Source organism: Bradyrhizobium sp. ARR65, from assembly GCF_000472385.1.
Lineage (GTDB): Bacteria > Pseudomonadota > Alphaproteobacteria > Rhizobiales > Xanthobacteraceae > Bradyrhizobium.
Genome location: NZ_AWZU01000009.1, coordinates 41,638 through 66,483, shown reverse-complemented (window position 1 = coordinate 66,483; position 24,846 = coordinate 41,638). Strand labels below are relative to the sequence as shown.

The following is a 24,846-nucleotide window of genomic DNA, read 5'->3' as shown; positions in this document are numbered from 1 at the left end:
GGGCGAGATTCCGGGTTCGATGCTGGCGCATCGCCCCGGAATGACGGTGCGAAACGATCATGCCCCCCGCAACGCCTTCGCAATCGCCAGCAGGTCCTGCCAGGCCAGCCGCTTATAGGCCGGCGAGCGCAACAGATAGGCGGGATGGAAGGTGGGCAGCACGCGGATGGTGCGCGTTCCCGTATCGTAGTCGAACCAGCGCCCGCGGGTCCGCATGATGCCCTCGCGCGTGCCGAGCAGGGCCTGGGTGGAGGGATTGCCGAGCGTCACCAGCACGTCCGGATCGACCAGTTCGATCTGCCGTTGGATGAAGGGCAGGCAGATTTGCGTCTCCTGTGGCGTCGGCGTGCGGTTGCCGGGCGGCCGCCAGGGGATCACGTTGGCGATATAGGCCTTGCTGCGGTCGAGTCCGATCGCGCCGATCATGCGATCGAGGAGCTTCCCCGAACGGCCGACGAAAGGCAGGCCCTCGATGTCTTCCTCGCGGCCGGGCGCCTCGCCGACGAACATGATGCGGGCTTCTGCGTTACCATCGGCGAACACCAGCCGCGTTGCGGTCGCTTTCAGCGTGCAGCCGTCGAAGCGCTCCATCAGCTCGCGCAATGCTTCCAATGTCGGCGCGGTGCGCGCGGCCTCGCGCGCCGAAGCGATCGCCGCATCCGGCGCCGGTGGTTCGCTGCGGGCGAGCGGAAGAGGCGGCGCGACGGGCCGCCTCGGTTGCGCCGGCAGCACATCCCGTGGGCTCGGCGCGAACTCCGGCTCGGCCAGACGGTTGACCGGTTCCTCCGACAGCGCGCAGTCGACGCCGGCCTCCAGATAGAAGCCGAGCAGTTCGCGAACGGAAAGGGTGGGTTCGGGCGTCATGGCGAGGGCTGAACTGGCATTTAGGTCAATTTAGGCGGCGTTGCACGCCTTCGAAACGCATTTCCATGGTTGTCCTGGCAGTAAAAATCGGAAACAAGAGGGCCAACAACTAAGGAAATGTCTCAATTCGGGCTGAGATAGACTATGGCCACCCAAGAACTTCCCCCGCGCGAATCCATGGAATTTGACGTCGTGATCGTCGGCGCCGGCCCTTCGGGCTTGTCCGCCGCGATCCGGCTGAAGCAGCTCAATGCGGATTTGAACATCGTTGTGGTGGAGAAGGGAAGCGAAGTCGGCGCGCATATTCTCTCCGGCGCGGTGATCGATCCGCTCGCGCTCGACAAGCTGGTCCCGGAATGGCGCCAGGATCCCGACTGCCAGTTGAAGACGCAGGTCACGGACGATCGCTTCTACTGGATGACCGCAACCGGCGCGATCCGTCTGCCGAACTTCATGATGCCGCCCTTGATGAACAATCATCATTGCTTCACCGGCTCGCTCGGCAATCTCTGCCGGTATCTCGCGCGCAAGGCCGAAGCATTGGGGGTCGAGATTTATCCCGGCTTCGCCGCGGTCGAGGTGCTCTATGACGAGCAGGGCGCAGTGCGCGGCATTGCCACCGGCGACATGGGCATCGCCAAGGACGGTTCGCTGAAAGCGTCCTTCACCCGCGGCATGGAACTGCTCGGCAAATACACCTTGTTTGCGGAAGGCGCCCGCGGCAGCCTGACCAAGCAGCTCATCGCCAAGTTCTCGCTGGACATAGGCAGCCAGTCGCCGAAATTCGGCATCGGGCTGAAAGAGGTCTGGCAGGTGGATCCGGCCAAACACAAGAAGGGCCTGATCCAGCATTCCTTCGGTTGGCCCTTGAACAACAAGACCGGCGGCGGCTCCTTCCTGTACCATTACGACGATAACCTGGTCGCGGTGGGCTTCGTCGTGCATCTGAATTACGACGATCCGTACCTGTCGCCGTTCGACGAGTTCCAGCGTTTCAAGACTCATCCCGCCATCCGGGAGCTGTTCGAAGGCGGCAAGCGGCTCGCTTACGGCGCGCGCGCCATCACGGAAGGCGGCTATCAATCGGTGCCGCGGCTGACCTTCGCCGGCGGCGCGCTGATCGGCTGCGCGGCCGGCTTCGTCAACGTGCCGCGCATCAAGGGCGTACACAACGCGATGGGCAGCGGCATGCTCGCCGCCGAACATGTCGCCGCCGCGATCGCGGCCGGCCGCGGCAATGACGAGCTCTCCGAATATGAAACGACCTGGCGCGCTTCGCCCGTCGGCAAGGACCTCTACCCGGTGCGCAACGTCAAGCCGCTGTGGTCGAAGTTCGGCACCGTGCTGGGCGTGGTGCTCGGCGGCTTCGACATGTGGTGCAACACGCTTGGCTTCTCGCTGTTCGGCACGCAATCCCACCGCAAGCTGGATCGTGCCACGCTCGATCCCGCCAAGGCACACCAGCCGGTTTCCTATCCGAAGCCGGACGGCAAGCTCACCTTTGACCGCCTGTCATCGGTATTCCTGTCCAACACCAATCACGAGGAGGACCAGCCGGTCCATCTCAAGGTGGCCGACATGAACCTGCAGAAGATCTCCGAGCATGATGTCTATGCCGGGCCATCGGCCAGGTATTGCCCCGCCGCCGTCTATGAATGGGTTGAGGAGGCTTCAGGCCCGCGCTTCGTCATCAACGCCCAGAACTGCGTCCACTGCAAAACCTGCGACGTGAAGGACCCGAATGGCAACATTACCTGGGTTCCGCCGGAAGGCGGCGGCGGCCCGAATTACGAGGCAATGTAAGGCATGATCCGGACCCGGAGGACAGCGCTAGCACAGAGTGCACAGCGGTTTTCCGAAAAGATCATGCTCGAACAAGAGCTAAGCACGATTGCGTGAGGCGGCCGGGCGGCCTTGGCCGGCCCGGTCACGATAAGGCCACAGAACAGGCGTTTTGAGGCCGCGAGGGCGAGCAAAAGGGGCGCTTCAGCAAACGGAACAGCCAGCCCATATCCTTGCGGATGAGCTTCAAACGCGGCATTGTCCGACCGCTGCCTTGATGCACCGTGTGGTTCGCATTCGAGACGCTCCGTCAATTCCTAAAAACGCTAAGGCGAACTGATGATCTCTCATCGTTGCACCCGCTCAACTCTTGCCGCCTTCGCCCTTGCTGCGCTGGTCCTGCCCGGCTCGGTCCTGGCGCAGACGCCGGAGCACCCGACCGAAAACACGGCGCAGTTTCCCACCACTCACGATTTGAAAAGCTTGACGACGTCCGGCAGCTATCTGGCGGCACGTCACGCCAGCGTCGAGCGCGATGCGGCGTCCGCGGCAGCCTTCTATCGCTCCGCGCTTCGCACCGATCCGAAGAACAACGAGCTCCTGGATCGCGCCTTCATCTCCTCCGTCGCCGACGGCGACATCGACGAGGCCGTCAAGCTCGCCGAGCGCATCCTGGCGGTCGACAAGTCCAACCGCGTGGCGCGGCTCGTAATCGGCGTGCAGAACTTGAAGCAGAAGAAGTGGGCCGCCGCACAGCTCAACATCAATCAGTCGATTCGCGGACCGATCACCGATCTGGTGGCGACGCTGTTGTCGGGCTGGGCTGCTTATGGCGCCGGCGATGCCAAGGGCGCGATCGCCAGCATCGACAAGCTGACCGGTCCCGAGTGGTATCCGCTGTTCAAGGACCTTCATGCCGGCATGATCGACGAACTCGCCGGCAAGGAAAAGGACGCCGGCGTGCGTTTCGAACGCGCCTACAAACTCGACGATTCCATGCTGCGGGTCGCCGAGGCTTATGGGCATTGGCTGTCGCGCAACAAGGACGAGCGGGCGGCCGCCGCCATCTATGAAGCCTTCGACAAGAAGCTGCCGCGCCATCCGCTGGTGCAGGACGCGCTGCGCGAAATCCATGCCGGCAAGAAGCTGTCGCCGCTGGTCGATTCCGCACAGGCCGGTGCGGCCGAGGCGCTGTATGGCATCGGAGCCACGCTGACCCGCCGCGGCGGTGAGGACCTCGCGCTGGTCTATCTGCAACTCGCCCTTTACCTGAAGCCGGACCATCCGCTGGCGCTGCTGTCGCTCGCCGATCTCTATGAATCCGTGAAGAAGCCGCAGATGGCGATCAAGGTGTATGAGCGCGTGCCCGCGAGCTCGCCCTTGAAGCGGAACGCCCAGATCCAGCTCGCGACCGATCTCGATGCCGCCGACCGCAGCGACGAGGCGATCAAGATCCTCAAAGGCGTGATCGCGGACGATTCGAAGGATCTCGAAGCCATCATGGCGCTCGGCAATATCGAGCGCGGCCGCAAGAAGTTCGCTGATTGCGCCGAGACCTATTCCAAGGCCATCGACGCGCTGCCGGACGCGAACGACAAGAACAACATGTTCTATTACTATTACCGCGGCATCTGCGAGGAGCGCTCGCATCAGTGGCCAAAGGCCGAAGCCGACATGAAGAAGGCGCTGGAGCTGCAGCCCGACCAGCCGCACGTCCTGAATTATCTCGGCTATTCCTGGATCGACCAGGGCATCAATCTCGACGAAGGCATGAAGATGATCAAGCGCGCCGTCGAGCAGCGTCCCGACGACGGCTATATCGTGGATTCGCTGGGCTGGGCCTACTACAAGCTCGGCAACTACGATGAGGCGGTGAAGAATCTCGAGCGTGCGGTCGATCTGAAGCCCGAGGATCCCACTATCAACGACCATCTCGGCGACGCCTATTGGCGGGTCGGGCGCAAGCTGGAGGCAAAATTTCAGTGGGCCCATGCCCGCGACCTGAAGCCCGAGGCGGACGATCTGCCGAAGATCCTGGCCAAGATCGAGAACGGCATGCCGGACGATTCGTCCTCCCCGTCGGCCGCGGCATCCGCCGACAAGAAGAAAGAGGACGACAAGGGCGGCTAAGCGCCGCGCCGGCAAGATCACTGGTCGCAGGCGGCGGTGTACCTCTCCCCTTGTGGGAGAGGTCGGACCGCATCGAAGATGCGATGCGGGTGAGGGGTTTGCCTCCGCAGGTTAACCTCTGTCGATCCTCTATCCGCTGAGAGAGGACCTCATCCGTCGCGGACTGAAGTCCGCGCCACTTCCTCCCGCAAGGGAAGCAAAGGGGTGCTGGCATTCCTCGCGGGCCGCTTTTCTGCGAGTGCCGGAACCGCTAGAGACGCTTATCTCATTTTCGAATTGGATTTGACTTATCTGATGACAGGCGAGGCAGAAACCGGGGCGAAGGCTTTATCCGCGGCGCACGTGCTGACCGACTGCGGCCGTGCCAAGGTGAATTTGACGTTGCGGGTCGTGGGTCGGCGCGTCGACGGCTATCACGATCTCGAAAGCGTAGTGGCCTTTGCCGATTGCGCCGATCGCCTCAGCTTGACGCCCGGGCCAGAGCTCACGCTCGTAACCACGGGGCCGACGGCGCAGGCCTGCGGCGAACTCGCCGACAATCTCGTATTGAAAGCGGCGCGGCTGCTGGCCGAGCGCGTGCCGGAGCTGAAGCTCGGCGCCTTTGCACTCGACAAGATGTTGCCGGTCGCGGCCGGCATCGGCGGCGGCTCGGCGGATGCCGCCGCCGCGCTACGACTGCTGGCGCGGCTCAACAGGCTTGCGCCTGATGATCCGCGCCTTGCCGAGGTCGCGCTTCTGACCGGCGCCGACGTGCCGGTCTGTCTGCTCTCGAAAGCTTGCGACATGACCGGCGTGGGAGAGGGCCTGTTGCCGCTGAACCTGCCGAAACTGCCTTGCGTCTTGATCAATCCCAACGTCCCCGTCGCCACCAAAGACGTGTTCGCAGCACTCGGCTTGCGCAATGGCGAACTCCTGGTCGGGGCCGCCGACGTGATCAAGTCGCCGGCATGGCCGGCCGAGGGCGCGGCGCTCGCCGATTGGATCGCGGCGCTGTCGATCGTCGGCAACGATCTCGAGGCGCCCGCCAGGCGGATCGAACCCGTGATCGGCGACGTCCTGAAGGCGCTAGCTGAAGCAGAAGGCGCAAAGCTGGCGCGCATGAGCGGCTCCGGCGCGACCTGCTTTGCGTTGTTCGGTAATGCCGCGGAGGCACGAGCAGCGGCGAAGACGATTTGCGTCGATCACCCGACCTGGTGGGTGCACGCGGGCGAATTGAGCTAGGACTCGTCATTGCGGGGAGCCATAGGGCAGGCAAAGCGAAGGGTGCCCACCATCCTCGACAGCCACAGGCTGGTCGGCACGGCGCGAATGCGCCTTTGCCCAACCTACAAAGGCGTCGTCAATGCGACCGCGCCAGACAGAACGCCACCACCTGCTCCAGTGCAGTCTTCATCGGCGAGGACGGAAACAGCGCTAGGGCATCGACTGCCATCGCGCCATAATGCTGGGCGCGGTTCATGGTGTCTTCCAGCGCGCGGTGCTTGGCCATCAGGCCGATCGCATGTTCGAGATCGCCGTCACCGATTTGACCGCGCTCCAGCGCGCGCACCCAGAAGGCACGCTCGGAGTCGTTGCCGCGGCGGAACGCGAGTACGACGGGCAGCGTGATCTTGCCCTCGCGGAAATCGTCGCCGATGTTCTTGCCGAGCTTCGCCGACTTGCCGCCATAGTCCAGCACGTCGTCGACCAACTGGAAAGCGATGCCCAGATTCATGCCGACCGAGCGGCAGGCGGTCTGCTCCGCCTTCGGCCGGTTGGCGAGCACAGGGCCGACCTCGCAGGCCGCGGCGAACAATTCCGCGGTCTTGCCGCGGATCACCGCCAGATATTCGTCTTCGGTGGTCGCGGTGTTCTTCGCGGCGGCGAGCTGCATGACTTCGCCTTCGGCGATCGTCGCCGCGGCGGACGACAGGATATCAAGCGCGCGCAGCGAGCCGACCTCGACCATCATGCGAAAGGCCTGGCCGAGCAGGAAGTCGCCGACCAGAACGCTCGCCTCGTTGCCCCACAACATTCGCGCCGATAATTTACCGCGCCGGAGCTCGCTCTCGTCGACGACATCGTCATGCAACAGGGTCGCGGTATGCATGAACTCGACCGACGCTGCGAGCTTGATATGGCCGTCCCCGGAATAGCCGGAGAGTTGCGCCATCGCCAGCGTCAGCATCGGCCGTAGCCGCTTGCCCCCGGACGAAATCAGGTGATTGGCGACCTCGGGTATCAGGGTCACTTCTGAGCCGGTCCGCGCCAGGATGGTGGAATTGACGCGCTCCATGTCGGCGGCAACAAGCTCGATCAGGGCATCGATTGACGCGCCCGAAGGGCTCTCAAAAGGCACAATTACCGCCACGCCGGTCTCCAAGATTTGCTATGTTAGGAACTGACAATAGAAACTGCCACGTCACGCGGCAAGGGCGGTTTGTCATTGATTTGCGTGCGTCATTGCCGCTCATGACCAAGCATGGAGAGGCGATTTGCGGGAATTGGTTCGAACCAACGACCTCGTGCTGGTTTCGGCGGTCGGCGCGCTACTGGACGGCGCCGACATCCATCATGTGGTGCTTGATCAGAACATGAGCATTATCGAAGGCTCGCTTGGCATCCTGCCGCGACGGATTCTTGTGCATGACGAGGACAATCGCGCGGCGCGCCAGGTTCTGGCCGATGCGGGCCTGTCCCACGAATTGCGGCCGGATGAGTGAGACGATTCCAGAATATACCGAAGACGCCTTCCTCGGCGGACAATTGCATTTGCGTCAGCCGAGATCGGGGCATCGTGCCGGCCACGATGCCATGCTGCTTGCAGCCGCGAGCCGGGCGTATCAGGGCGAGCGGGTGGTGGAGTTCGGCGCCGGCGTCGGCGCCGCTGGTCTTGCAGTGGCCAAGCGCGTCGGCGGCATCGATCTCACGCTGGTCGAGATCGATTCCAACCTTGCCGTACTGGCCCGTCACAATGCGGTGGCGAACGGGATCGCCGCGCGGGTCGTGGTGCTCGATGTCACGGCGCCGGCGCAAGACTTTTCGGCCGCCGGGCTTGCCCCCGACAATGCCGATCTCGTGCTGATGAACCCGCCGTTCAACAACGCCGCGCGCCACCGCGCCTCGCCCGATCTTGCGCGCGCGTCGGCGCATGTGGCGGCACCGGGCGCCCTGGAGCAGTGGACCGCGGCCGCGCGGCGCATCCTCAGACCGGGCGGCATTCTCACCCTGATCTGGCGGGCCGACGGACTAGCCGATGCACTGGCCGCGCTCACTCGCGGCTTTGGCAGCCTCGTCATTGTGCCGGTGCATGGGGATGCGAGGAAGCCGGCGATCCGCGTTCTCGTTCGGGCGGTGAAGGGTGGCAAGGCGCCAACCCAGATCTTGTCGGCGCTGATGCTCAATGACGAAAAGGGCAGGCCCGACCCGCAGACATCAGCGATTTTGGCGGGACAGGGTCGCCTGCCCCTGGCAATCGCTTGATGGGACGTTCTATTGCTGTGCCGGTTCCGATTTCCGCTCCGGTGCGGAAGTGAAATGGATCGCCGTCAAAAGTGTACCGATCAGCAGCATCAGCAGATAGATTTTCATGTCTTTTCCCGCTGCGTCATTTGCGGCCTGGCAACCACAAGGATGCAAAACGCGTTCCTTCCGATCAAATGACAGTGGCGTGATAAGAAATGGTTAATTTGAGGTAATGAGATGGCCGACGATTTGAGTGTTCGCAGCGGCGTCAGCGGCTGGATCGATCGCGCGATGGAATGGCTGCCGGCTCGGCTGCGACGGGGAACTGCGGTTGTGCCCGTGGTCCGTCTTGCCGGGGTGATCGGCGCGGTCACGCCGTTGCGGCCGGGAATGACGCTCGCGGGACTGGCCAAGACGCTTGAGCGTGCCTTCGCATTCAAGAATGCTAAGGCGGTGGCTCTGCTGATCAATTCACCCGGCGGCTCGCCGGTGCAGTCACGCCAGATTTATCTGCGCATCCGCCAGCTGGCCGAGGAGAAGAACTTGCCGGTGCTGGTGTTCGTCGAGGACGTCGCAGCCTCCGGCGGCTACATGATCGCCTGTGCGGGTGACGAGATTTTTTGCGATCCCTCTTCGATCCTGGGCTCGATCGGCGTGGTCGGCGGCTCGTTCGGGCTGCAGGAGCTGATCAAGAAGGTCGGCATCGAGCGCAGGCTCTATACGGCCGGCGAGCACAAAGCGATGCTCGATCCGTTCCTGCCCGAAAATCCCGATGACGTGGCGCGGCTCAAGGCCATTCAGCGCGACATCCATGAGATCTTCATTGCGCTGGTGAAAGCCAGCCGCGGCGCGCGGCTGAAGGGTGCGGATGGTGAGCTGTTCACCGGAGAATATTGGGCGGGCGAGAAGTCCGTTGCGCTGGGGTTGGCGGACGGGATCGGCGATCTGCGCTCGACGCTGCGCGCCCGTTATGGCGAGAAGGTGCTAACGCCGGTGGTGACGCCGTCGGGCGGGCTGCTATCCGGCCTGCTCGGGCGCAGACAGCCGGGCGCGGGCGCGCTTGGCGTGGACGGTCTGGCCGGGCTTCCCGATGATGTGATCTCCGCGCTCGAGACGCGCGCGATTTGGGCCAAGTTTGGCTTTTAAACCCGGAGGGGCGCGCCATTTTGTCCCCAAGTGAGACGTTGCGAAGCGCTGTTCCATGCGCAACAATGCGAGGTGGGGGCGGAGTTTACGAACAAGGATCGACCATGCCGCCGTTCATCGCATTCGCGGGCGTCTTGGGTGGTCTGGCGGTGGTCCGCTGGGCCTACAGAGCAGCTCAGCGGGTCAACCAGGAGCTTGAAGAGCTGCGCTTGGCGCGGGTCGCCGAGGCGGCAAGGTCCGGTGAGATCCAGACACTGCGTCGCGACCCCGTCACCGGCACCTACCGGCCGGGCTGAATTGGTGATTTGACGCTATTTGGCGGCCGATTCCGGGCGCCATTGCCTTGATTCCCGGCGGCTCCGCCGATACGGTCCCGCGCATTTTAAGGCCCCGCGAGACCCTTTTGACCATGCAATCAGTGCCACCGCATATGCGCCCGGACCGTTCGTTCCAGGGACTGATCCTGGCGTTGCAGCGCTATTGGGCGGACTATGGCTGCGTGATCCTGCAGCCCTACGACATGGAAGTCGGCGCGGGCACTTTTCACCCAGCGACCACGCTGCGAGCGCTCGGTCCGAAACGGTGGAATGCGGCCTATGTGCAGCCCTCGCGGCGTCCGAAGGACGGCCGCTATGGCGAAAATCCCAACCGGCTGCAGCACTATTATCAGTTCCAGGTGATCCTGAAACCGTCGCCGCCCGACATTCAGGACCTCTACCTGAAGTCGCTCGCGGCGATCGGCATCGATGCCTCGCTGCATGACATCCGCTTCGTCGAGGATGATTGGGAGAGTCCGACGCTGGGCGCCTGGGGATTGGGTTGGGAATGCTGGTGCGACGGCATGGAAGTGTCGCAGTTCACCTATTTCCAGCAGGTCGCGGGCGTCGAATGCGCGCCGGTCGCCGGCGAATTGACCTACGGTCTCGAACGGCTCGCGATGTATGTCCAGGGCGTGGACCGCGTCTACGACCTCAACTTCAACGGCCGCGATGGCGCCGAGCGCGTCACCTATGGCGACGTCTTCCTGCAGGCGGAGCAGGAATATTCGCGCCACAATTTCGAATATGCCGACACCGCGATGCTGTTCGAGCAGTTTCGGATGGCGGAAGAGGCCTGCAAGAAATACCTCGCGGCGGGCTGGCGCGAGGGCAACCGCAAAGAACATTTGATGGCGTTGCCCGCCTACGACCAGTGCATCAAGGCAAGCCACGTGTTCAACCTGCTCGATGCGCGCGGCGTGATCTCGGTGACGGAGCGGCAGAGCTACATTCTGCGCGTGCGCGAACTTGCAAAGGCTTGCGGCGAAGCCTGGATCCACACCGAGGCTGGTGGCGTGGGCGCTTGAGCCGTTCGCTCGTCCTTTCGTTGCTCCCGTCGCCGCTGCCGACTTCGAACATCGTAAAATCAAATGCCCGACCTTCTGCTTGAACTTTTTTCCGAAGAAATCCCCGCGCGCATGCAGTCAAAGGCGGCCGACGACCTGCGACGCATGGTGACTGACCGGCTGGTTGCGGAGGGCCTGGTCTATGAAGGCGCCAAAGCCTTCGCCACCCCGCGCCGGCTGGCGCTGACCGTGCACGGCATTCCGGTACGCCAACCGGACTTGAAGGACGAGCGGAGAGGGCCGCGGCTCGAGGCGCCGGCGGCCGCGATCGCGGGCTTTCTGAAAGCTGCGGGTCTTGGCTCGATCGAAGAGGCCAAGATTCAGCGCGATCCCAAGAAGGGGGACTTCTATGTCGCGCTCATCGAAAAACCGGGGCGCGCCAGCATCGACGTGCTGGCCGATATCCTGCCGGTGATCATCCGCACTTTTCCGTGGCCGAAATCAATGCGCTGGGGCGCGCGCTCGGCAAAACCCGGCTCGCTGTCCTGGGTGCGGCCGCTGCATGCGATCACCGCGACCTTTGGGCTCGAGACCGAGGAGCCGGACGTGGTGAATTTTTCGGTGGATGGCATCGAAGCCGGCCAGACCACGTTCGGCCACCGCTTCATGGCGCCCGCCGCCATCAATGTTCGTCGTTTCGAGGATTACGAAGCAAAGCTCTTGAACGCGAAAGTCGTTCTCGATCCGCAGCGGCGCAAGGACGCCATTGTCACCGATGCGCGGCAGCTCGCATTCGCCCAAGGCTTTGAGCTGGTCGAAGATCCGGCGCTGCTCGACGAGGTCGCCGGCCTCGTCGAATGGCCCGTGGTGCTGATGGGATCGTTCGATAACGACTTCCTGTCCATTCCCGGCGAAGTGATCCGCGCCACCATCCGCAACAATCAAAAGTGTTTTGTCGTCCGCGATCCCAAAAGCGGCAAGCTCGCCAACAAATTCGTCCTCGCCGCCAACGTCGAGACGGCGGACGGCGGCAAGACCATCGTCGGCGGCAATGAGCGGGTGATCCGCGCGCGGCTGTCGGACGCGAAGTTTTTCTATGAGACCGACCTGAAGACGCGGCTAGAGGATCGCCTGCCGAAGTTCGATTCCATCGTCTTCCACGAGAAGCTGGGTACGCAGGGCGAGCGCATTGCGCGCATCGAGCGGCTCGCGGCGGAGATTGCGCCGCTGGTCGGCGCCGATGTCGAAAAAGCAAAACGCGCGGCGCGGCTTGCGAAGGCCGATCTGCTCACGGAGGTGGTCGGCGAATTCCCCGAGCTTCAGGGCCTGATGGGCAAATACTACGCGCTGGCACAAGGACAGGATCCCGCCATCGCGGCCGCCTGCGAGGAGCATTACAGGCCACAAGGCCCGAACGACGACGTGCCCACCAATCCGGTTTCGGTCGCGGTCGCGCTCTCCGACAAGATCGACACGCTGGTCGGCTTCTGGGCAATCGACGAGAAGCCGACCGGCAGCAAGGATCCTTATGCACTGCGCCGTGCGGCGCTGGGCGTGATCAGGCTTATTCTCGAGAACGTGCTTCGCCTGCCGCTTGTGAAGATCACGAAATTCGCGATCGGCGGCTTGCCCGAGAAGCACGCCGCCCATGCGACGACCCTTCCGCTCGACCTGCTCTCCTTCTTCGCTGACCGCCTGAAGGTACAGCTTCGCGAGCAGGGCGCGCGCCACGACCTCGTCGACGCCGTTTTTTCGCTCGAAGGCCAGGACGATCTTCTCATGATCGTCCGCCGCGTCGAGGCGCTGGCTGCCTTTCTCGACACCGATGACGGCAAGAACCTGCTCGCCGGCACAAAACGCGCAAGCAACATTCTCGCGATCGAAGAGAGGCGGGACAAGCGCACGTTTGACGGCGCGCCGGATGTCGCGCTCTATAGCCTCGCTGAGGAAAAGGCGCTCGCAAAGGCGATCGATCAGGTGAAGGCGCAAGCAGGCGCGGCCGTCGCACGCGAGGATTTTGCCGGCGCGATGAGCGTGATGGCAACGCTTCGCCCGCCGGTCGATGCGTTCTTCGACAAGGTGAGAGTCAACGACGACGATCCCAAGGTGCGCGAAAACCGCCTGAAGCTGTTGAACCAGATTCGCACCGCCACGCGGGCGGTCGCCGATTTCTCCAAGATCGAGGGTTGATCATGGACCCTGCGACCCTCGCAGCTTACGATCACGACGCCGCCGCCTTCGCGAAGGATTGGCACGAGCAGTCAGCTCCAACCGATCTGCACGAGATCGTCGCGCGCTTCTTCATCAGGGGCGGCAAGACCTGCGATATTGGTTGCGGCAGCGGCCGCGAGGTCGCCTGGCTCACCGTCAACGGTTTTGCTGCCGAAGGTTTTGATGCGTCCGACGGCCTGCTGCGACAGGCGCGGGATCGCTATCCGCAGCTCAAATTCGCGCATGCCGAGCTGCCGGAGCTTGAAGGCATTGCGGCCAACGCTTACGAGAATGTGCTCTGCGAGACCGTTATCATGCATCTGGAGCCTGCACGGATTGCGCCGTCCGTGTGCCGCTTGCTCGATATCGTCAAGCCGAACGGTATTCTTTATCTGAGCTGGCGCGTGACCGAAGGCGCCGATTTGCGCGACGCTCACGGCCGGCTCTATGCCGCTTTCGACACGGAGCTGGTACGCAGCGCGTTGACCAAGGCAACGCTGCTGCTCGACGAAGAGGTGGTCAGTGCCTCGTCGGGAAAGACGATTCACCGCCTCGTCGCGAGGAAAGCGGGCTGATCTGCGCAAAAAAGAACCCCACCCGGCGGGGGGAACCGGGCAGGGCCTTCTTGTCCGGCGCCGCAGCGGCTATCCGGACAATTTCGTGACGTTCTGTTCGACCGCGGTCATTCGATGACATCACTCAATGACTTGGACGATACGCCGCGTGCGCGGCTCAACCAGGACGGTCTCGCCGTTCACGACCGTGTAACGATAAGGTGTCGCTACAAATGACGGCGGGACATCGTAAAAGGTAACGCCGTCGTCGGGCAGCACGGTGCCGACAGCGATGGTGCCGGGAATTGTGTGATTCGGAATTCGCTCGCCGATGACGTATTCACGAAAGGCCGGATAGGATTCCGCCGCGATACGAGGGGCGTCCTCCACGATCACGCTTGTGCCCGGCGCCACGCCCACGGTTTGCGCGTGCGCCAGGATCGGCACATTGGCCGCGGCCGCGACAGCGACAATGGCAAGGATGTTGTTCCGCATGGGAGCGACTCCAAGTTCGAAAATGCCAGCCGGCTTGCGCCGGCATGCCACTCGCGCCCAATGCGTCGCGCGCCGTATCGTTCCGCGGAACACTGCGTCTTACGCGCAACAATTTTCAGCAATATAGAAGAGCCACGGAACCCGATGAGCGGCGTCGGCGTCTCCTATTTCGGAACCCGCACCGCTAAGATGCTCTCCCCGATTCGTTTTCCCGCATCACCCGGAGACAATTCAAATGGTCATCACCGCTGCGCATGTGCCTGCTATCGTGGCTTTGATCGCAGGCATTTTGATCCTGATCATGCCGCGGCTCCTCAACTTCATTGTAGCCATCTACCTTATTGTTGTCGGCCTGATCGGACTCGGCCTGTTGCGGTGGCTGCACCTGTAGCGGGCAAAAACCGGAACCCTCCGGCTTGCGCCGGCCGGCCCAAAATGTTGTAACGCGCGCAACCTCTCGTCCATCCCCGTCCATCATCCCGGATCGTAGCAAGCCATGGCCAAAGCCCTCGCGAGATCGAAGAAAATCGCTGCGAAATCAAAGCCATCCACGCCAGCCCGGGCCAAATCCGCGGCGCCGGCGCGCAAGGCTCTGAAAAAGGCTGCGGCCAAGTCCGCGCGAGCGCCAAAAAAGCCCGCGCCAGCGCTGAAGAAACCAGTGCCGGCATCCAAAAAGGCCGCCACGCCCGCGCCGAAGAAGGCAGCGCCTGCGGTCTCTGCCGCGAAGGCCGGCAAGTGGGTCTATACCTTTGGTGATGGCAAAGCGGAGGGGCGCGCGGAGATGCGCGACCTCCTGGGCGGCAAGGGCGCCAACCTCGCCGAAATGGCCAATCTCGGCTTGCCGGTCCCGCCCGGCTTCACCGTTCCGACCTCGGTCTGCACCTATTTCTACGAGCACGACAAGACCTATCCGAAGGAGTTGAAGGCGCAGGTCGAAAAGGCGCTGGACTATATCGGCAAGCTCACCGGCAAGAAATTCGGCGATCCCAACAATCCGCTGCTCGTTTCGGTGCGCTCGGGCGCCCGCGCCTCGATGCCGGGCATGATGGATACGGTGCTCAATCTCGGTCTCAACGATCAGACCGTTGAGGCGCTAGCCGCGATGTCGGGCGATCGCCGCTTCGCCTATGACAGCTATCGCCGCTTCATCACCATGTATTCCGACGTGGTGCTCGGCTTCGAGCACCATCATTTCGAGGACATCCTCGACACCTTCAAGGATAGCCAGGGCTATTCTCTCGATACCGACCTCTCGGCGGAAGACTGGGTCGAACTGGTCGGCCGCTACAAGGAGGCCGTGGCGCGCGAGACGGGTAAGGAATTCCCGCAGGATCCGCACGACCAGCTCTGGGGCGCGATCGGCGCGGTGTTTTCATCCTGGATGAATGCACGCGCGGTGACGTACCGCAAGCTGCACAACATTCCGGAGTCCTGGGGCACCGCCGTCAACGTGCAGGCGATGGTGTTCGGCAATATGGGCGAGACGTCGGCGACCGGCGTTGCCTTCACGCGCAACCCCTCGACCGGCGAGAGCAAGCTCTATGGCGAGTTCCTGATCAACGCGCAAGGCGAAGACGTGGTCGCGGGCATCCGCACGCCGCAGGAAATCACCGAGGATGCGCGAAAAGAGTCGGGCTCGGACAAGCCCTCGATGGAAGTCGCGATGCCTGACGCCTTCAAGGAGCTGACGCGCATCTATATGCTGCTGGAGAAGCACTACCGTGACATGCAGGACATGGAGTTCACGGTCGAGCGCGGCAAGCTGTGGATGCTGCAGACCCGCAACGGCAAGCGCACGGCCAAGGCGGCGCTGAAGATCGCAGTCGAACTCGCCAATGAAGGCCTGATCACGAAAAAGGATGCCGTGTCGCGGATCGACCCCGCATCGCTCGATCAGCTCCTGCATCCGACCATTGATCCCGCCGCCAAGCGCGACGTGATCTGCACGGGTCTGCCGGCCTCGCCCGGGGCAGCATCCGGCGAAATCGTATTCTCCTCCGATGAAGCCGCCAAGCTGCAAGCCGATGGCCACAAGGTCATCCTGGTTCGTATCGAGACCAGCCCCGAAGATATTCACGGCATGCACGCCGCTGAAGGTATCCTGACGACGCGCGGTGGCATGACCTCGCACGCCGCGGTGGTCGCGCGCGGCATGGGCAAGCCGTGCGTTTCCGGCTGCGGCAACATCCGCGTCGACTACGGCCGCGGCACCATGAGCATCGGCTCGCGCACCTTCAAGACCGGCGATGTCATCACCATCGACGGCTCGCTCGGCCAGGTGCTGGCCGGCCGTATGCCGATGATCGAGCCGGAGCTGTCGGGCGAGTTCGGCACGCTGATGGGCTGGGCGGACGAGGTGCGCAAGATCGGCGTGCGCGTCAACGCTGACACGCCCGATGACGCGCGTACCGCGATCAAGTTCGGAGCGCAGGGCATCGGGCTTTGCCGCACCGAGCACATGTTCTTCGAGGAGACGCGCATCCGCACGGTGCGCGAGATGATTCTCGCCGAAGAGGAGCAGGCGCGGCGCGCGGCGCTCTCGAAGCTGTTGCCGATGCAGCGGGCCGACTTCGTCGAGCTGTTCGAGATCATGAAGGGCCTTCCGGTCACCATCCGCCTGCTCGATCCGCCATTGCACGAGTTCCTGCCGCACACCCACGCCGAGATCGAGGAAGTTGCGCGCGCGATGAACACCGATCCGCGTCGGCTGGCCGATCGGGTGCGCGAGCTGTCGGAGTTCAACCCGATGCTCGGCTTCCGCGGCTGCCGTCTGGCGATCGCCTATCCGGAAATCGCCGAGATGCAGGCGCGCGCCATCTTCGAGGCGGCGGTCGAGGCCGGAAAGCGCACCGGCAAGGCGGTCGGGCTCGAGGTGATGGTGCCGCTGATCGCCACCAAGGCGGAACTCGACCTGGTCAAAGCGCGCATCGATTCGACCGCACAAGCCGTCATACGTGAGACCGGGGCAACGCTCGTCTACCAGGTCGGCACCATGATCGAGCTGCCGCGCGCGGCGCTGATGGCCGCTGATATCGCTAACTCGGCGGAGTTCTTCTCCTTCGGCACCAATGACCTGACGCAGACGACGTATGGCATCAGCCGCGACGACGCGGCGAGCTTCCTCGGCACCTACATCGCTAAGGGCATTCTCGAGGTCGATCCCTTCATCTCGCTCGACCGCGACGGCGTCGGGGAACTCGTCAAGATCGGCGTGGCGCGGGGCCGCAAGACGCGGCCCAACCTGAAGGTCGGCATCTGCGGCGAGCATGGCGGCGATCCGGCGTCGGTGGCGTTCTGCCACGAGTCCGGTCTCGACTACGTCTCCTGCTCGCCCTATCGCGTGCCGATCGCGCGGCTCGCCGCCGCCCAAGCCGCGATCGGCAACGCCGTCGCCAGCACGGCGTGAGCCGATTTGACCCGAAGCATAAGCACTGCATAGCCGTTCACACTGTCATTCCGGGGCGATGCGAAGCATCGAACCCGGAATCTTTAGATTCCGGGTTCGCCGCTGACGCGACGCCCCGGAATGACGTGCTCAACAACAAGCGTTGTTGAATCCACCCGTAATCACACGGGTCATAGTTCGCTAACCATCTTTGTTGACGCGATCTTTACCACTCCCGTCGAAGCGCCGTTTACCAACGCCGTCGAGATCAACGCGCAGGCGCGCGCGTTTGCTTGCGTGTGTCGCGGACGCCACGCCGATTAACGCCCCAGCAACCTAAATTAGATACTACCGCAAAAGGCCGAATTGCACGGATGTACTGCGTTCGGTTCCTGACGTGTGTAAGCGTTGCGTGGGCGTATCAATGTCAGTCGTGCGTAACCGGCCGAAGGGCGTGCGTTTCGCGTCCTTCGGTCTCGGCCTTTGCATCTTCGCAATTGTGCCGAACGAAATCGGCTATCAGGACATCGCTTCGCTTTTGGCGCGCCAGCCTGGCGTCGCCGAGCGCTGGCAGAAGCGAGTGTTTTCTGCGGCCGCGTCGATCCAGCTTGCCACTTACAGTTTTGCGCGGCCGGTCGGCACCTCCGCGCCGCGGAGCGCTGCCTTGCTGCTGGCGAGCTTCGATCGCGACGACCTCGCGGGCGCGGTGACGCGCAATCCGGTCTTGCAGACACCGCCGCGCTATCAGCCTTCCGATTTTCCCAAGGTCGATCGCAGCTTGAAGGGCGACCGTCTCGTGGTGACGCCGCCGCCTGCTCCGGCCGAGCATGCGGCTCCCGCCGAAAACCCGCCCGCGCCTGAAAATCCCGCGAGCCCCAGTTTTTCGATCGTGGGCGCCAAGACCGCCGCGCTCCCGTCAGCCGCGTCCGGCGGGCTCGACCCGGAACTGCAGGAGGCGCTGAACGCGCCGCCCTTGTCGCAATACGACATCTCGCTGTCCCTGGAAGCGCACCCCCTGGAGGATCTGAAGAAAGCCCCGGAAATCCTTCCGGCCGAACCTGCGCCTTCGCCGGACGATGGTTTCAACGTCAACACTGCAAGCCTTTATTTCGGCACGGCCTCGCTCGGCGGCTCCTATGAGAATATCGAGCGCTGGCAGCCCGGCGAAGAGCCGCTGATCGTCAGCCCCAGCGCGCAGCCCGATCCCGACATGAAGATAACGGCTTCACTGCCGCTTTCGGGTGATGCCGCCAAGGAAACCGAGAGCGGCGAGAGCATCGCGCCGAAGGGCGAGGTGAACGCCGATAATCAGCGCGCCAAGACGCCGGCCGAGCGCCTCGGCCTGTTTGACGCGAAGTCGCGCGCGAAGGCGGAAAAGTGCTTGGCGGAAGCCGTCTATTTCGAGGCCCGGGCCGAAGCCGTGCGCGGCCAGATCGCGGTGGCGCAAGTGGTGATGAACCGCGCCTTTTCCGGCTACTATCCGACCACGGTCTGCGGCGTGGTGTATCAGAACAAGTACCGGCACTACGCCTGTCAGTTCACCTTCGCCTGCGACAAATATCCCGACGTCATCCGTGAGCCCGACATGTGGGAGCGCGCGAAGAAGATCGCCAAGGCGATGCTGGACGGCCTGATCTGGTTGCCCGAGGTCGGCAAGTCGACCCATTACCACGCCTATTATGTGCATCCGTCCTGGGTGGCCGAGATGAAGCGGATGTACAAATTCGGTGTGCACACGTTCTACCGGCCGAAAGCCTGGGGCGACGGCAGCGATGCGCCGAGCTGGGGCACGCCGCAGCAAACTGCCGCGATCTCGGCGGAACTCGCCGAAGAGGCGAAGAGCGAAGCCGAGATGTATCCGAATTCGGTGCGGAGGTAGATTCGGCCAATCCCGTCATCCCCGCGCAAACGGCTCCGCCGTTTGTCGCCTGCGGTGCTCGCGAAAGCGAGCCTCGAAGGATGAATGGCCCAGCTACGAGAGCCGGGCCGTCGCCCTTCGAGGCCTCCGCTGCGCGGAGGCGCCTCAGGGTGACGGATCAGGGATGGCGCCGTGAGAAGTCAAGCCTCGATATCCAGGGCGATGTCGAAATTCGTCGCGGAATGCGTCAGTGCTCCGGAAGACACATAATCCACACCTGTTGCGGCGATCTGTGCAATGGAATCGAGCGTGACGCCGCCGGAGGCTTCGAGAACCACGCGACCTTCCGCCATCCGCACCGCTTCGGTGAGCGTTGCGATATCCATGTTGTCCAGCAGCACCGCGTCGGCGAGCCCGGTCTCCAAGACTTCGCGCAATTGCTTGAGCGTATCGACCTCGATCTCGATCTTGACGAGATGGCCCGCATGGGCGCGGGCACGCTCCAACACTGGCCTGATGCCGCCGGCAACCGCGATGTGGTTGTCCTTGATCAGGATCGCGTCATCAAGGCCGAAGCGGTGGTTGAAGCCGCCGCCGCAACGTACGGCGTATTTTTCCAGCGCGCGCAGGCCAGGGGTCGTTTTGCGCGTGCAGCAGATGCGCAACTTCGTGCCGGCAGTGCGGCGCACGTAGTCGGCCGTCAGCGTGGCGATGCCGGAGAGGCGACCGACAAAATTGAGCGCGGTGCGCTCGCTCGTGAGAACCGCGCGCGCAGGTCCCGAAATGGTCAGCACATGCGTACCGGCGGCAACGGACGCGCCATCGCGGACATGGGCCTGCACGCGAACCTCGCTCGAAAGCTTTTGGAATACTGCGACCGCGAGCGGCAGGCCGGCGATGACACCCGGCTGCCGCGCCACCATAATGGCCTGGGCTTTGGTGGCTTCGGGTATGGTGGCGATCGACGTGACATCGCCGGCGCGGCCAAGATCTTCGTCGAGCGCACGCACGACGGCTTCGTCGATCGCGAGCTGTGAGAGAAATGCGTCAGAATGCAGAAGCGAAGCGGGTGTCGTCACGTAGTCCTCCTCAGGCCATCATCGGCTGCACGGCGTCTTGCGCGCTTTCGTCGAGCGCTCGCGCGATCTCCCGTGCTTGCGTCAACGTTGTCATCGTACGGCGGGCCAATGCTTTGCTCGCCGCCGGATAGTCGTCCCGGCAATGCGCGCCGCGGCTTTCGCGGCGGTTGAAGGCGGAGGCCGCAACCATGAGCGCCGTTGTCGCCATGTTGCGTAAGGCGACATTGCCCGTGTCGCGTTCGAGCGCGGCGAAGGCGCGCACGGCTTCCGCAAGACGCTCGCGATCGCGGATCACGCCGACATGCGACGCCATCATGGCGCGTAGGTCGTGCACGGCTTTCGTCGACAGAGCGCAGTTGCGCGGGTTCGGTTGTTCGGTCGTCGGCCGCCTCGGCGACGTGGCGTTGCAGCCTGCAATGTCCTCGGCGATGCGCGCGGCGAACACGATCGCCTCGAGCAGGGAATTTGAGGCCAGCCGGTTGGCGCCATGCGCGCCGGTCGACGACACTTCGCCGGCGGCCCAGAGTCCTTCAATCGAGCTGCGGCCGCGTGCATCAACGGCAATCCCACCCATGTGGTAATGCGCGGCGGGCGCGACCGGTATCGGCTGCCTCGCCGGATCGATGCCGGCCGCCATGCAGCTTGTGTAAACGGTGGGGAATTTGTCCGCGAAGCGATCGCCCAACGCCGCGCGGGCATCGAGAAATGCACCGCGGCCGGCGGCGATCTCCGCGAACATGCCGCGAGCGACGATGTCGCGCGGCGCGAGCTCGGCGAGCGGGTGAGCCGCTCGCATGAAGCGCTCGCCTTTGTCGTTGATCAAGGTCGCGCCTTCGCCGCGCAGGGCTTCGGTCGCAAGCGGCGCCGGATCGCGGCCGACCATCATTGCTGTGGGATGAAACTGGACGAATTCAGGATCGGCGATCACGGCGCCGGCACGCGCAGCGATCGCAAGGCCAAGGCCGCTTGCCTCCTGCGGATTGGTGGTGACAGCGTAGAGGTGGCCGATGCCGCCGGTCGCGATCACCAGCGCGCGGGCTGCGATCGTTTCCGGGTTCGCCGTGTCGTCGCCGCGCTTGCGTAATTGCAGTCCCGTCACCGCGTTGTCCTCGGCTAGCAGCGCCTCGGCCACAAAGCCTTCCACCACGCGGATCGACGGCGTGTTGCGCACCGCGTCCGTCAGTGCGGCGATGATGGCTTGTCCCGCCATGTCGCCCCGCACATGCACGATGCGTCGAGCCGAATGCGCCGCCTCGCGGCCAAGCGCCAGCCGGCCTTCGAGGTCGCGATCGAACGGCACGCCGTAGCGGAGCAGGTCCTCGATTCGGTCGGCCGCTTCGCGCGTGAGGCCGAGAGCGATCCTCTCATCGACAAGCCCAGCGCCGGCCGCAATCGTATCGGCGGCATGTGCTTCGGCGCTATCGTTCTCGGCAAGCGCGGCAGCGATGCCGCCTTGCGCCCAGGCCGTCGAGGCGCCTGACCCGAGTGGTGCCGCCGAAATCAACGTGACCGGCCGCGGCGCCAGTTTTAGCGCACAAAACAGCCCGGCGAGTCCGCCACCAACGATGACGACGTCGGCTGCGTTCTTCAAATTCTGAATTGAGTTGCTCATGCCTGTCACCTTGCGTCGTCCTGACGAAAGCCAGGGACCCATGACCACAGCCGGTCGTTGTTTCACACCGCTCGTGGTTCTCTTTCCTCGCCAAACATCCGCCTGTGGTTATGGGCCGGCTCGCGCGGAGCCTGTCATCGGGGCGCGCCTTTGCGCGGACCCGTTGGCTTGGCCGGGACGATCGGGGTTAGTTCTTCAGATTGATCATTCGCTCGACAGAACGCCGCGCGCGCTCCGCGATCACAGGCTCGACGGTGACTTCCTCGCGCAAGTAGAGCAGGCTCTCCAAAATGTTGGCGAGCGTGATCCGCTTCATGTGCGGACACAGGTTGCACGGCTGCACCATTTCGATGCCGGGTAGCTCCGCGCGCACATTGTCGGCCATCGAGCATTCGGTGATCATCACCAGACGCTTGGGATGCTTGTTGCGCACCCAGTTGATCATATGCGCGGTCGACCCGGTGAAATCGGCTTCTGCGAGCACATCCGGCGGGCATTCCGGATGGGCGATGATCTGAACGGCCGGATCGGCTTGGCGATAGGCGCGCAGCTCATCTCCGGTAAAGCGTTCGTGCACTTCGCAGGCGCCCTTCCAGGCGATGATCTTCACGTCGGTTTTCGAGGCGACGTATTTCGCCAGATATTGGTCGGGCAGGAAGATCACGGTCGGAGCGTTCAGGCTCTCCACCACCTGCACCGCGTTCGACGACGTGCAGCAGATGTCGACCTCCGCCTTCACCTCGGCCGAGGTGTTGACATAGGCGACCACAGGCACGCCCGGGAAACGTTCACGCAGCAGCCGCACGTCGGCCGCAGTCAGGCTCGCGGCCAGCGAGCAGCCGGCGCGCGAATCCGGGATCAGCACCGTCTTGTCCGGATTCAGGATCTTCGACGTCTCCGCCATGAAGTGGACGCCGCATTGTATGATGGTCGAGGCCTTTACCTTTGTGGCCTCGATGGCAAGCTGCAGAGAATCGCCGACGATGTCGGCGACGCAGTGGAAGATCTCCGGCGTCTGGTAATTATGCGCGAGGATCACCGCGTCGCGTTCGCCCTTCAGCTCGTTGATCGCCTTGACGTAGGGGGCCATGAACGGCCACTCGATCGGCGGAATCACGTGCTTAACCCGCTCGTACAGAGGCGCCGTGGCACGCTCGACTTCGCTGTTCCATTCCAATGCCGGTGCGGGCAGCGCGCAAGGGGGCGAACTGGTCCCGGTCCGCGGCGGCGCCGTCACCACCTGCGTCCGCTCAGTGGCGAAATCTTCGGGTCCGTAAATTCCGGCAATCGGCATGTCAGCCTCCCTTCACGTTGCCTTTCCAGATATATACTCAATTTGAGTACATCTGGGGCCTGAGAAACCCGGCCTTAGCTGGGCCGGTCATCGTTTTCCTGGTCTCGGTTTCGCTGGGGCGCCGCAGCGTCGCGGGCCTCAGCACCCGGAGGATATCGTATTATCCTCAAGATGAGCAAAACAAATATAGCACGCGCCTCCGCATCGCGCCAGATCCTCGCATGATCAATTCAGCGTAACAGACCGGTGCCATTTGCAAGGCAGCATTGCGCAATGAAATTCCTTTTAGATGACGGTTGGCTTTTCATGCAGATGCATTAATCCTTGTGGCCTCCGGGCCGCCGATTCCGGAGAGCCGCCAAGAACGGAGTAGGGGAAACTGCATGTCGACGACTGACCTTTCGCCGGCTCCCGGTCGCGCCAGTTGGCGCACGCCGCTCGTCATCATCATCTGCGGCTGCGCCATCGCCTTGTTGAGCTTCGGCCCGCGCTCCAGCGCCGGCTTCTTCATCAAGCCGATGGGGCAGGAATATGCCTGGGGTCGCGACGTGTTCGGCCTCGCACTCGCCGTACAGAACCTGCTGTGGGGCCTTGGTCAGCCATTGGCCGGTGCGATTGCCGACCGCTTTGGCGTGCTGAGGGTGATGATCGTCGGCGCGCTGCTTTATGCCGGTGGCCTGGTGCTGATGCGTTATGCCGCTACGCCCCTCTCGCTCGATATCGGCGCCGGCGTGCTCATCGGCTTCGGCTTGGCCGGCTGCTCTTTCAACCTCGTGCTGTCGGCGTTCAGCAAATTGCTGCCGCCGGAGCGACGCGGGCTCGCGCTCGGCGCAGGCACCGCGGCCGGATCGTTCGGACAATTCCTGTTCGCGCCTTTCGGCGTGGCACTGATCGACAATTTCGGCTGGCAGGCGGCGCTGATGGTGTTCGCGGGCCTGATGCTGTTGATCATTCCGCTGTCGCTTGCGATTGCAACGCCGCCGGCGCTCCCCGCGAAAACCGGCGTTGCAGACCAGCAATCGTTCCAGACGGCGCTCGCGGAAGCCTTCGGCCACCGCTCTTACGTGCTGCTGGTGCTCGGCTTCTTCACCTGCGGCTTTCAGCTTGCTTTCATCACGGTGCATCTGCCGGCTTACCTTGCCGATCGCGGCATCACCGCGCAGACCGGCGGCTGGGTCATCGCGGCGATCGGACTGTTCAATATCATCGGCTCTCTCAGCGTCGGCTGGCTGCAGAATCGCCTGCCCAAGCGTTACATCCTGTCCGCCATCTACTTCGTGCGCGCGCTGGCGACGGTTGCCTTCATCTCGTTTCCGGTCACGCCCATATCCGCCATCCTGTTCGGCGCGATCAGCGGCCTCATGTGGCTGTCCACCGTGCCGCCGACCTCGGCGCTGGTGGCGCTGATGTTCGGCACGCGCTGGTTCTCGACGCTGTACGGCTTTGCTTTCGTCAGTCACCAGGTTGGCGGGTTTCTCGGCGTCTGGCTGGGCGGCGTGGTCTTTGAAGGTTTCGGTTCCTACACACCCGTTTGGTGTCTGTCGGTGCTGTTCGGCGTGCTCTCCGCGCTGATCAACCTGCCGATCGTCGAAAAGCCAGTGCCGCGAGCCATTGCGCAACCGGCCTGATGGGCTAAAACCCCCGGCAAGCAGACGTTTTAGGGAGTTT

20 protein-coding genes are annotated in these 24,846 nt (G+C 63.5%); 14 read left to right on the top strand and 6 right to left on the bottom strand.

The window, feature by feature from the left end:
* Positions 1-57: 57 nt before the first annotated feature.
* Entirely contained in the window at positions 58-864 is an 807-nt protein-coding gene (locus F758_RS0112835) for a uracil-DNA glycosylase (protein ID WP_024508245.1), read from the bottom strand.
* Between the two features lie 144 nt (positions 865-1,008).
* Here F758_RS0112835 and F758_RS0112830 point away from each other — a divergent pair, with 144 nt between their 5' ends.
* The 3 genes from F758_RS0112830 (at position 1,009) to F758_RS0112820 (ending at position 5,997) form a co-directional block, all read left to right on the top strand.
* Positions 1,009-2,667, top strand: a complete 1,659-nt coding sequence (locus F758_RS0112830; RefSeq protein WP_024508244.1) for an electron transfer flavoprotein-ubiquinone oxidoreductase — start codon at positions 1,009-1,011, stop codon at positions 2,665-2,667.
* Between the two features lie 318 nt (positions 2,668-2,985).
* Entirely contained in the window at positions 2,986-4,776 is a 1,791-nt protein-coding gene (locus tag F758_RS0112825) for a tetratricopeptide repeat protein (protein ID WP_024508243.1), read from the top strand.
* 294 nt (positions 4,777-5,070) lie between these two features.
* Positions 5,071-5,997: a 4-(cytidine 5'-diphospho)-2-C-methyl-D-erythritol kinase gene (locus F758_RS0112820; RefSeq protein WP_051386856.1), complete on the top strand. Its 927-nt coding sequence runs from the start codon at positions 5,071-5,073 to the stop codon at positions 5,995-5,997.
* A 118-nt stretch (positions 5,998-6,115) separates the two neighbouring features.
* Here the strand turns inward: F758_RS0112820 and F758_RS0112815 are convergent, their stop codons facing one another.
* The gene (locus F758_RS0112815; RefSeq protein WP_024508241.1) at positions 6,116-7,126 is read right to left on the bottom strand and encodes a polyprenyl synthetase family protein; all 1,011 of its coding nucleotides are present in this window, start codon (positions 7,124-7,126) and stop codon (positions 6,116-6,118) included.
* A gap of 124 nt (positions 7,127-7,250) precedes the next feature.
* Here F758_RS0112815 and F758_RS0112810 point away from each other — a divergent pair, with 124 nt between their 5' ends.
* The 7 genes from F758_RS0112810 to F758_RS0112775 all read left to right on the top strand — a co-directional run bounded on the left by F758_RS0112810 (position 7,251) and on the right by F758_RS0112775 (position 13,476).
* Complete coding sequence (locus F758_RS0112810) at positions 7,251-7,478, top strand: putative signal transducing protein (RefSeq protein ID WP_024508240.1); 228 nt, start codon at positions 7,251-7,253, stop codon at positions 7,476-7,478.
* On the top strand, positions 7,471-8,238 hold the full coding sequence (locus tag F758_RS0112805; RefSeq protein WP_024508239.1) for a tRNA1(Val) (adenine(37)-N6)-methyltransferase: 768 nt from the start codon (positions 7,471-7,473) through the stop codon (positions 8,236-8,238). Before F758_RS0112810 ends, F758_RS0112805 begins: the two co-directional genes overlap by 8 nt.
* A 273-nt stretch (positions 8,239-8,511) precedes the next feature.
* Positions 8,512-9,366, top strand: a complete 855-nt coding sequence (locus F758_RS0112795) for a S49 family peptidase (RefSeq protein WP_502689144.1) — start codon at positions 8,512-8,514, stop codon at positions 9,364-9,366.
* A gap of 104 nt (positions 9,367-9,470) precedes the next feature.
* The gene (locus F758_RS0112790) at positions 9,471-9,662 is read left to right on the top strand and encodes a hypothetical protein (protein ID WP_024508237.1); all 192 of its coding nucleotides are present in this window, start codon (positions 9,471-9,473) and stop codon (positions 9,660-9,662) included.
* A 113-nt stretch (positions 9,663-9,775) separates the two neighbouring features.
* Entirely contained in the window at positions 9,776-10,711 is a 936-nt protein-coding gene (locus F758_RS0112785; RefSeq protein WP_024508236.1) for a glycine--tRNA ligase subunit alpha, read from the top strand.
* Between the two features lie 63 nt (positions 10,712-10,774).
* On the top strand, positions 10,775-12,880 hold the full coding sequence (gene glyS / locus F758_RS0112780; RefSeq protein ID WP_024508235.1) for a glycine--tRNA ligase subunit beta: 2,106 nt from the start codon (positions 10,775-10,777) through the stop codon (positions 12,878-12,880).
* Between the two features lie 2 nt (positions 12,881-12,882).
* Positions 12,883-13,476, top strand: coding sequence for a class I SAM-dependent methyltransferase (locus tag F758_RS0112775; protein WP_024508234.1), 594 nt, complete (start codon positions 12,883-12,885; stop codon positions 13,474-13,476).
* A 120-nt stretch (positions 13,477-13,596) separates the two neighbouring features.
* Here F758_RS0112775 and F758_RS0112770 read toward each other — a convergent pair whose 3' ends face one another.
* The gene (locus tag F758_RS0112770) at positions 13,597-13,950 is read right to left on the bottom strand and encodes a DUF1236 domain-containing protein (RefSeq protein ID WP_024508233.1); all 354 of its coding nucleotides are present in this window, start codon (positions 13,948-13,950) and stop codon (positions 13,597-13,599) included.
* 235 nt (positions 13,951-14,185) lie between these two features.
* Between F758_RS0112770 and F758_RS47605 the strand changes: the two genes are divergently transcribed.
* The 3 genes from F758_RS47605 (at position 14,186) to F758_RS0112755 (ending at position 19,214) form a co-directional block, all read left to right on the top strand.
* Positions 14,186-14,341, top strand: a complete 156-nt coding sequence (locus F758_RS47605) for a DUF3096 domain-containing protein (RefSeq protein WP_084305310.1) — start codon at positions 14,186-14,188, stop codon at positions 14,339-14,341.
* Between the two features lie 105 nt (positions 14,342-14,446).
* On the top strand, positions 14,447-17,356 hold the full coding sequence (gene ppdK / locus F758_RS0112760) for a pyruvate, phosphate dikinase (protein ID WP_024508232.1): 2,910 nt from the start codon (positions 14,447-14,449) through the stop codon (positions 17,354-17,356).
* A 403-nt stretch (positions 17,357-17,759) separates the two neighbouring features.
* A complete protein-coding gene (locus tag F758_RS0112755) occupies positions 17,760-19,214 on the top strand; it encodes a cell wall hydrolase (RefSeq protein ID WP_024508231.1) in 1,455 nt (484 codons plus the stop codon).
* 179 nt (positions 19,215-19,393) lie between these two features.
* Here F758_RS0112755 and nadC read toward each other — a convergent pair whose 3' ends face one another.
* The 3 genes from nadC to nadA all read right to left on the bottom strand — a co-directional run bounded on the left by nadC (position 19,394) and on the right by nadA (position 23,178).
* Positions 19,394-20,272, bottom strand: coding sequence for a carboxylating nicotinate-nucleotide diphosphorylase (gene nadC, locus F758_RS0112750; protein ID WP_024508230.1), 879 nt, complete (start codon positions 20,270-20,272; stop codon positions 19,394-19,396).
* Positions 20,273-20,282: 10 nt separating this feature from the next.
* Positions 20,283-21,884, bottom strand: coding sequence for an L-aspartate oxidase (locus tag F758_RS0112745; protein ID WP_024508229.1), 1,602 nt, complete (start codon positions 21,882-21,884; stop codon positions 20,283-20,285).
* A 187-nt stretch (positions 21,885-22,071) separates the two neighbouring features.
* Positions 22,072-23,178 carry a quinolinate synthase NadA gene (nadA, locus tag F758_RS0112740; RefSeq protein WP_024508228.1) on the bottom strand — a complete coding sequence of 369 codons (1,107 nt, stop codon included), beginning with the start codon at positions 23,176-23,178 and terminating at the stop codon, positions 22,072-22,074.
* Positions 23,179-23,561: 383 nt separating this feature from the next.
* On the opposite strand from nadA, the gene F758_RS0112735 reads away from it, so the two are divergent.
* Complete coding sequence (locus F758_RS0112735; RefSeq protein WP_024508227.1) at positions 23,562-24,806, top strand: MFS transporter; 1,245 nt, start codon at positions 23,562-23,564, stop codon at positions 24,804-24,806.
* Positions 24,807-24,846: the final 40 nt, after the last annotated feature.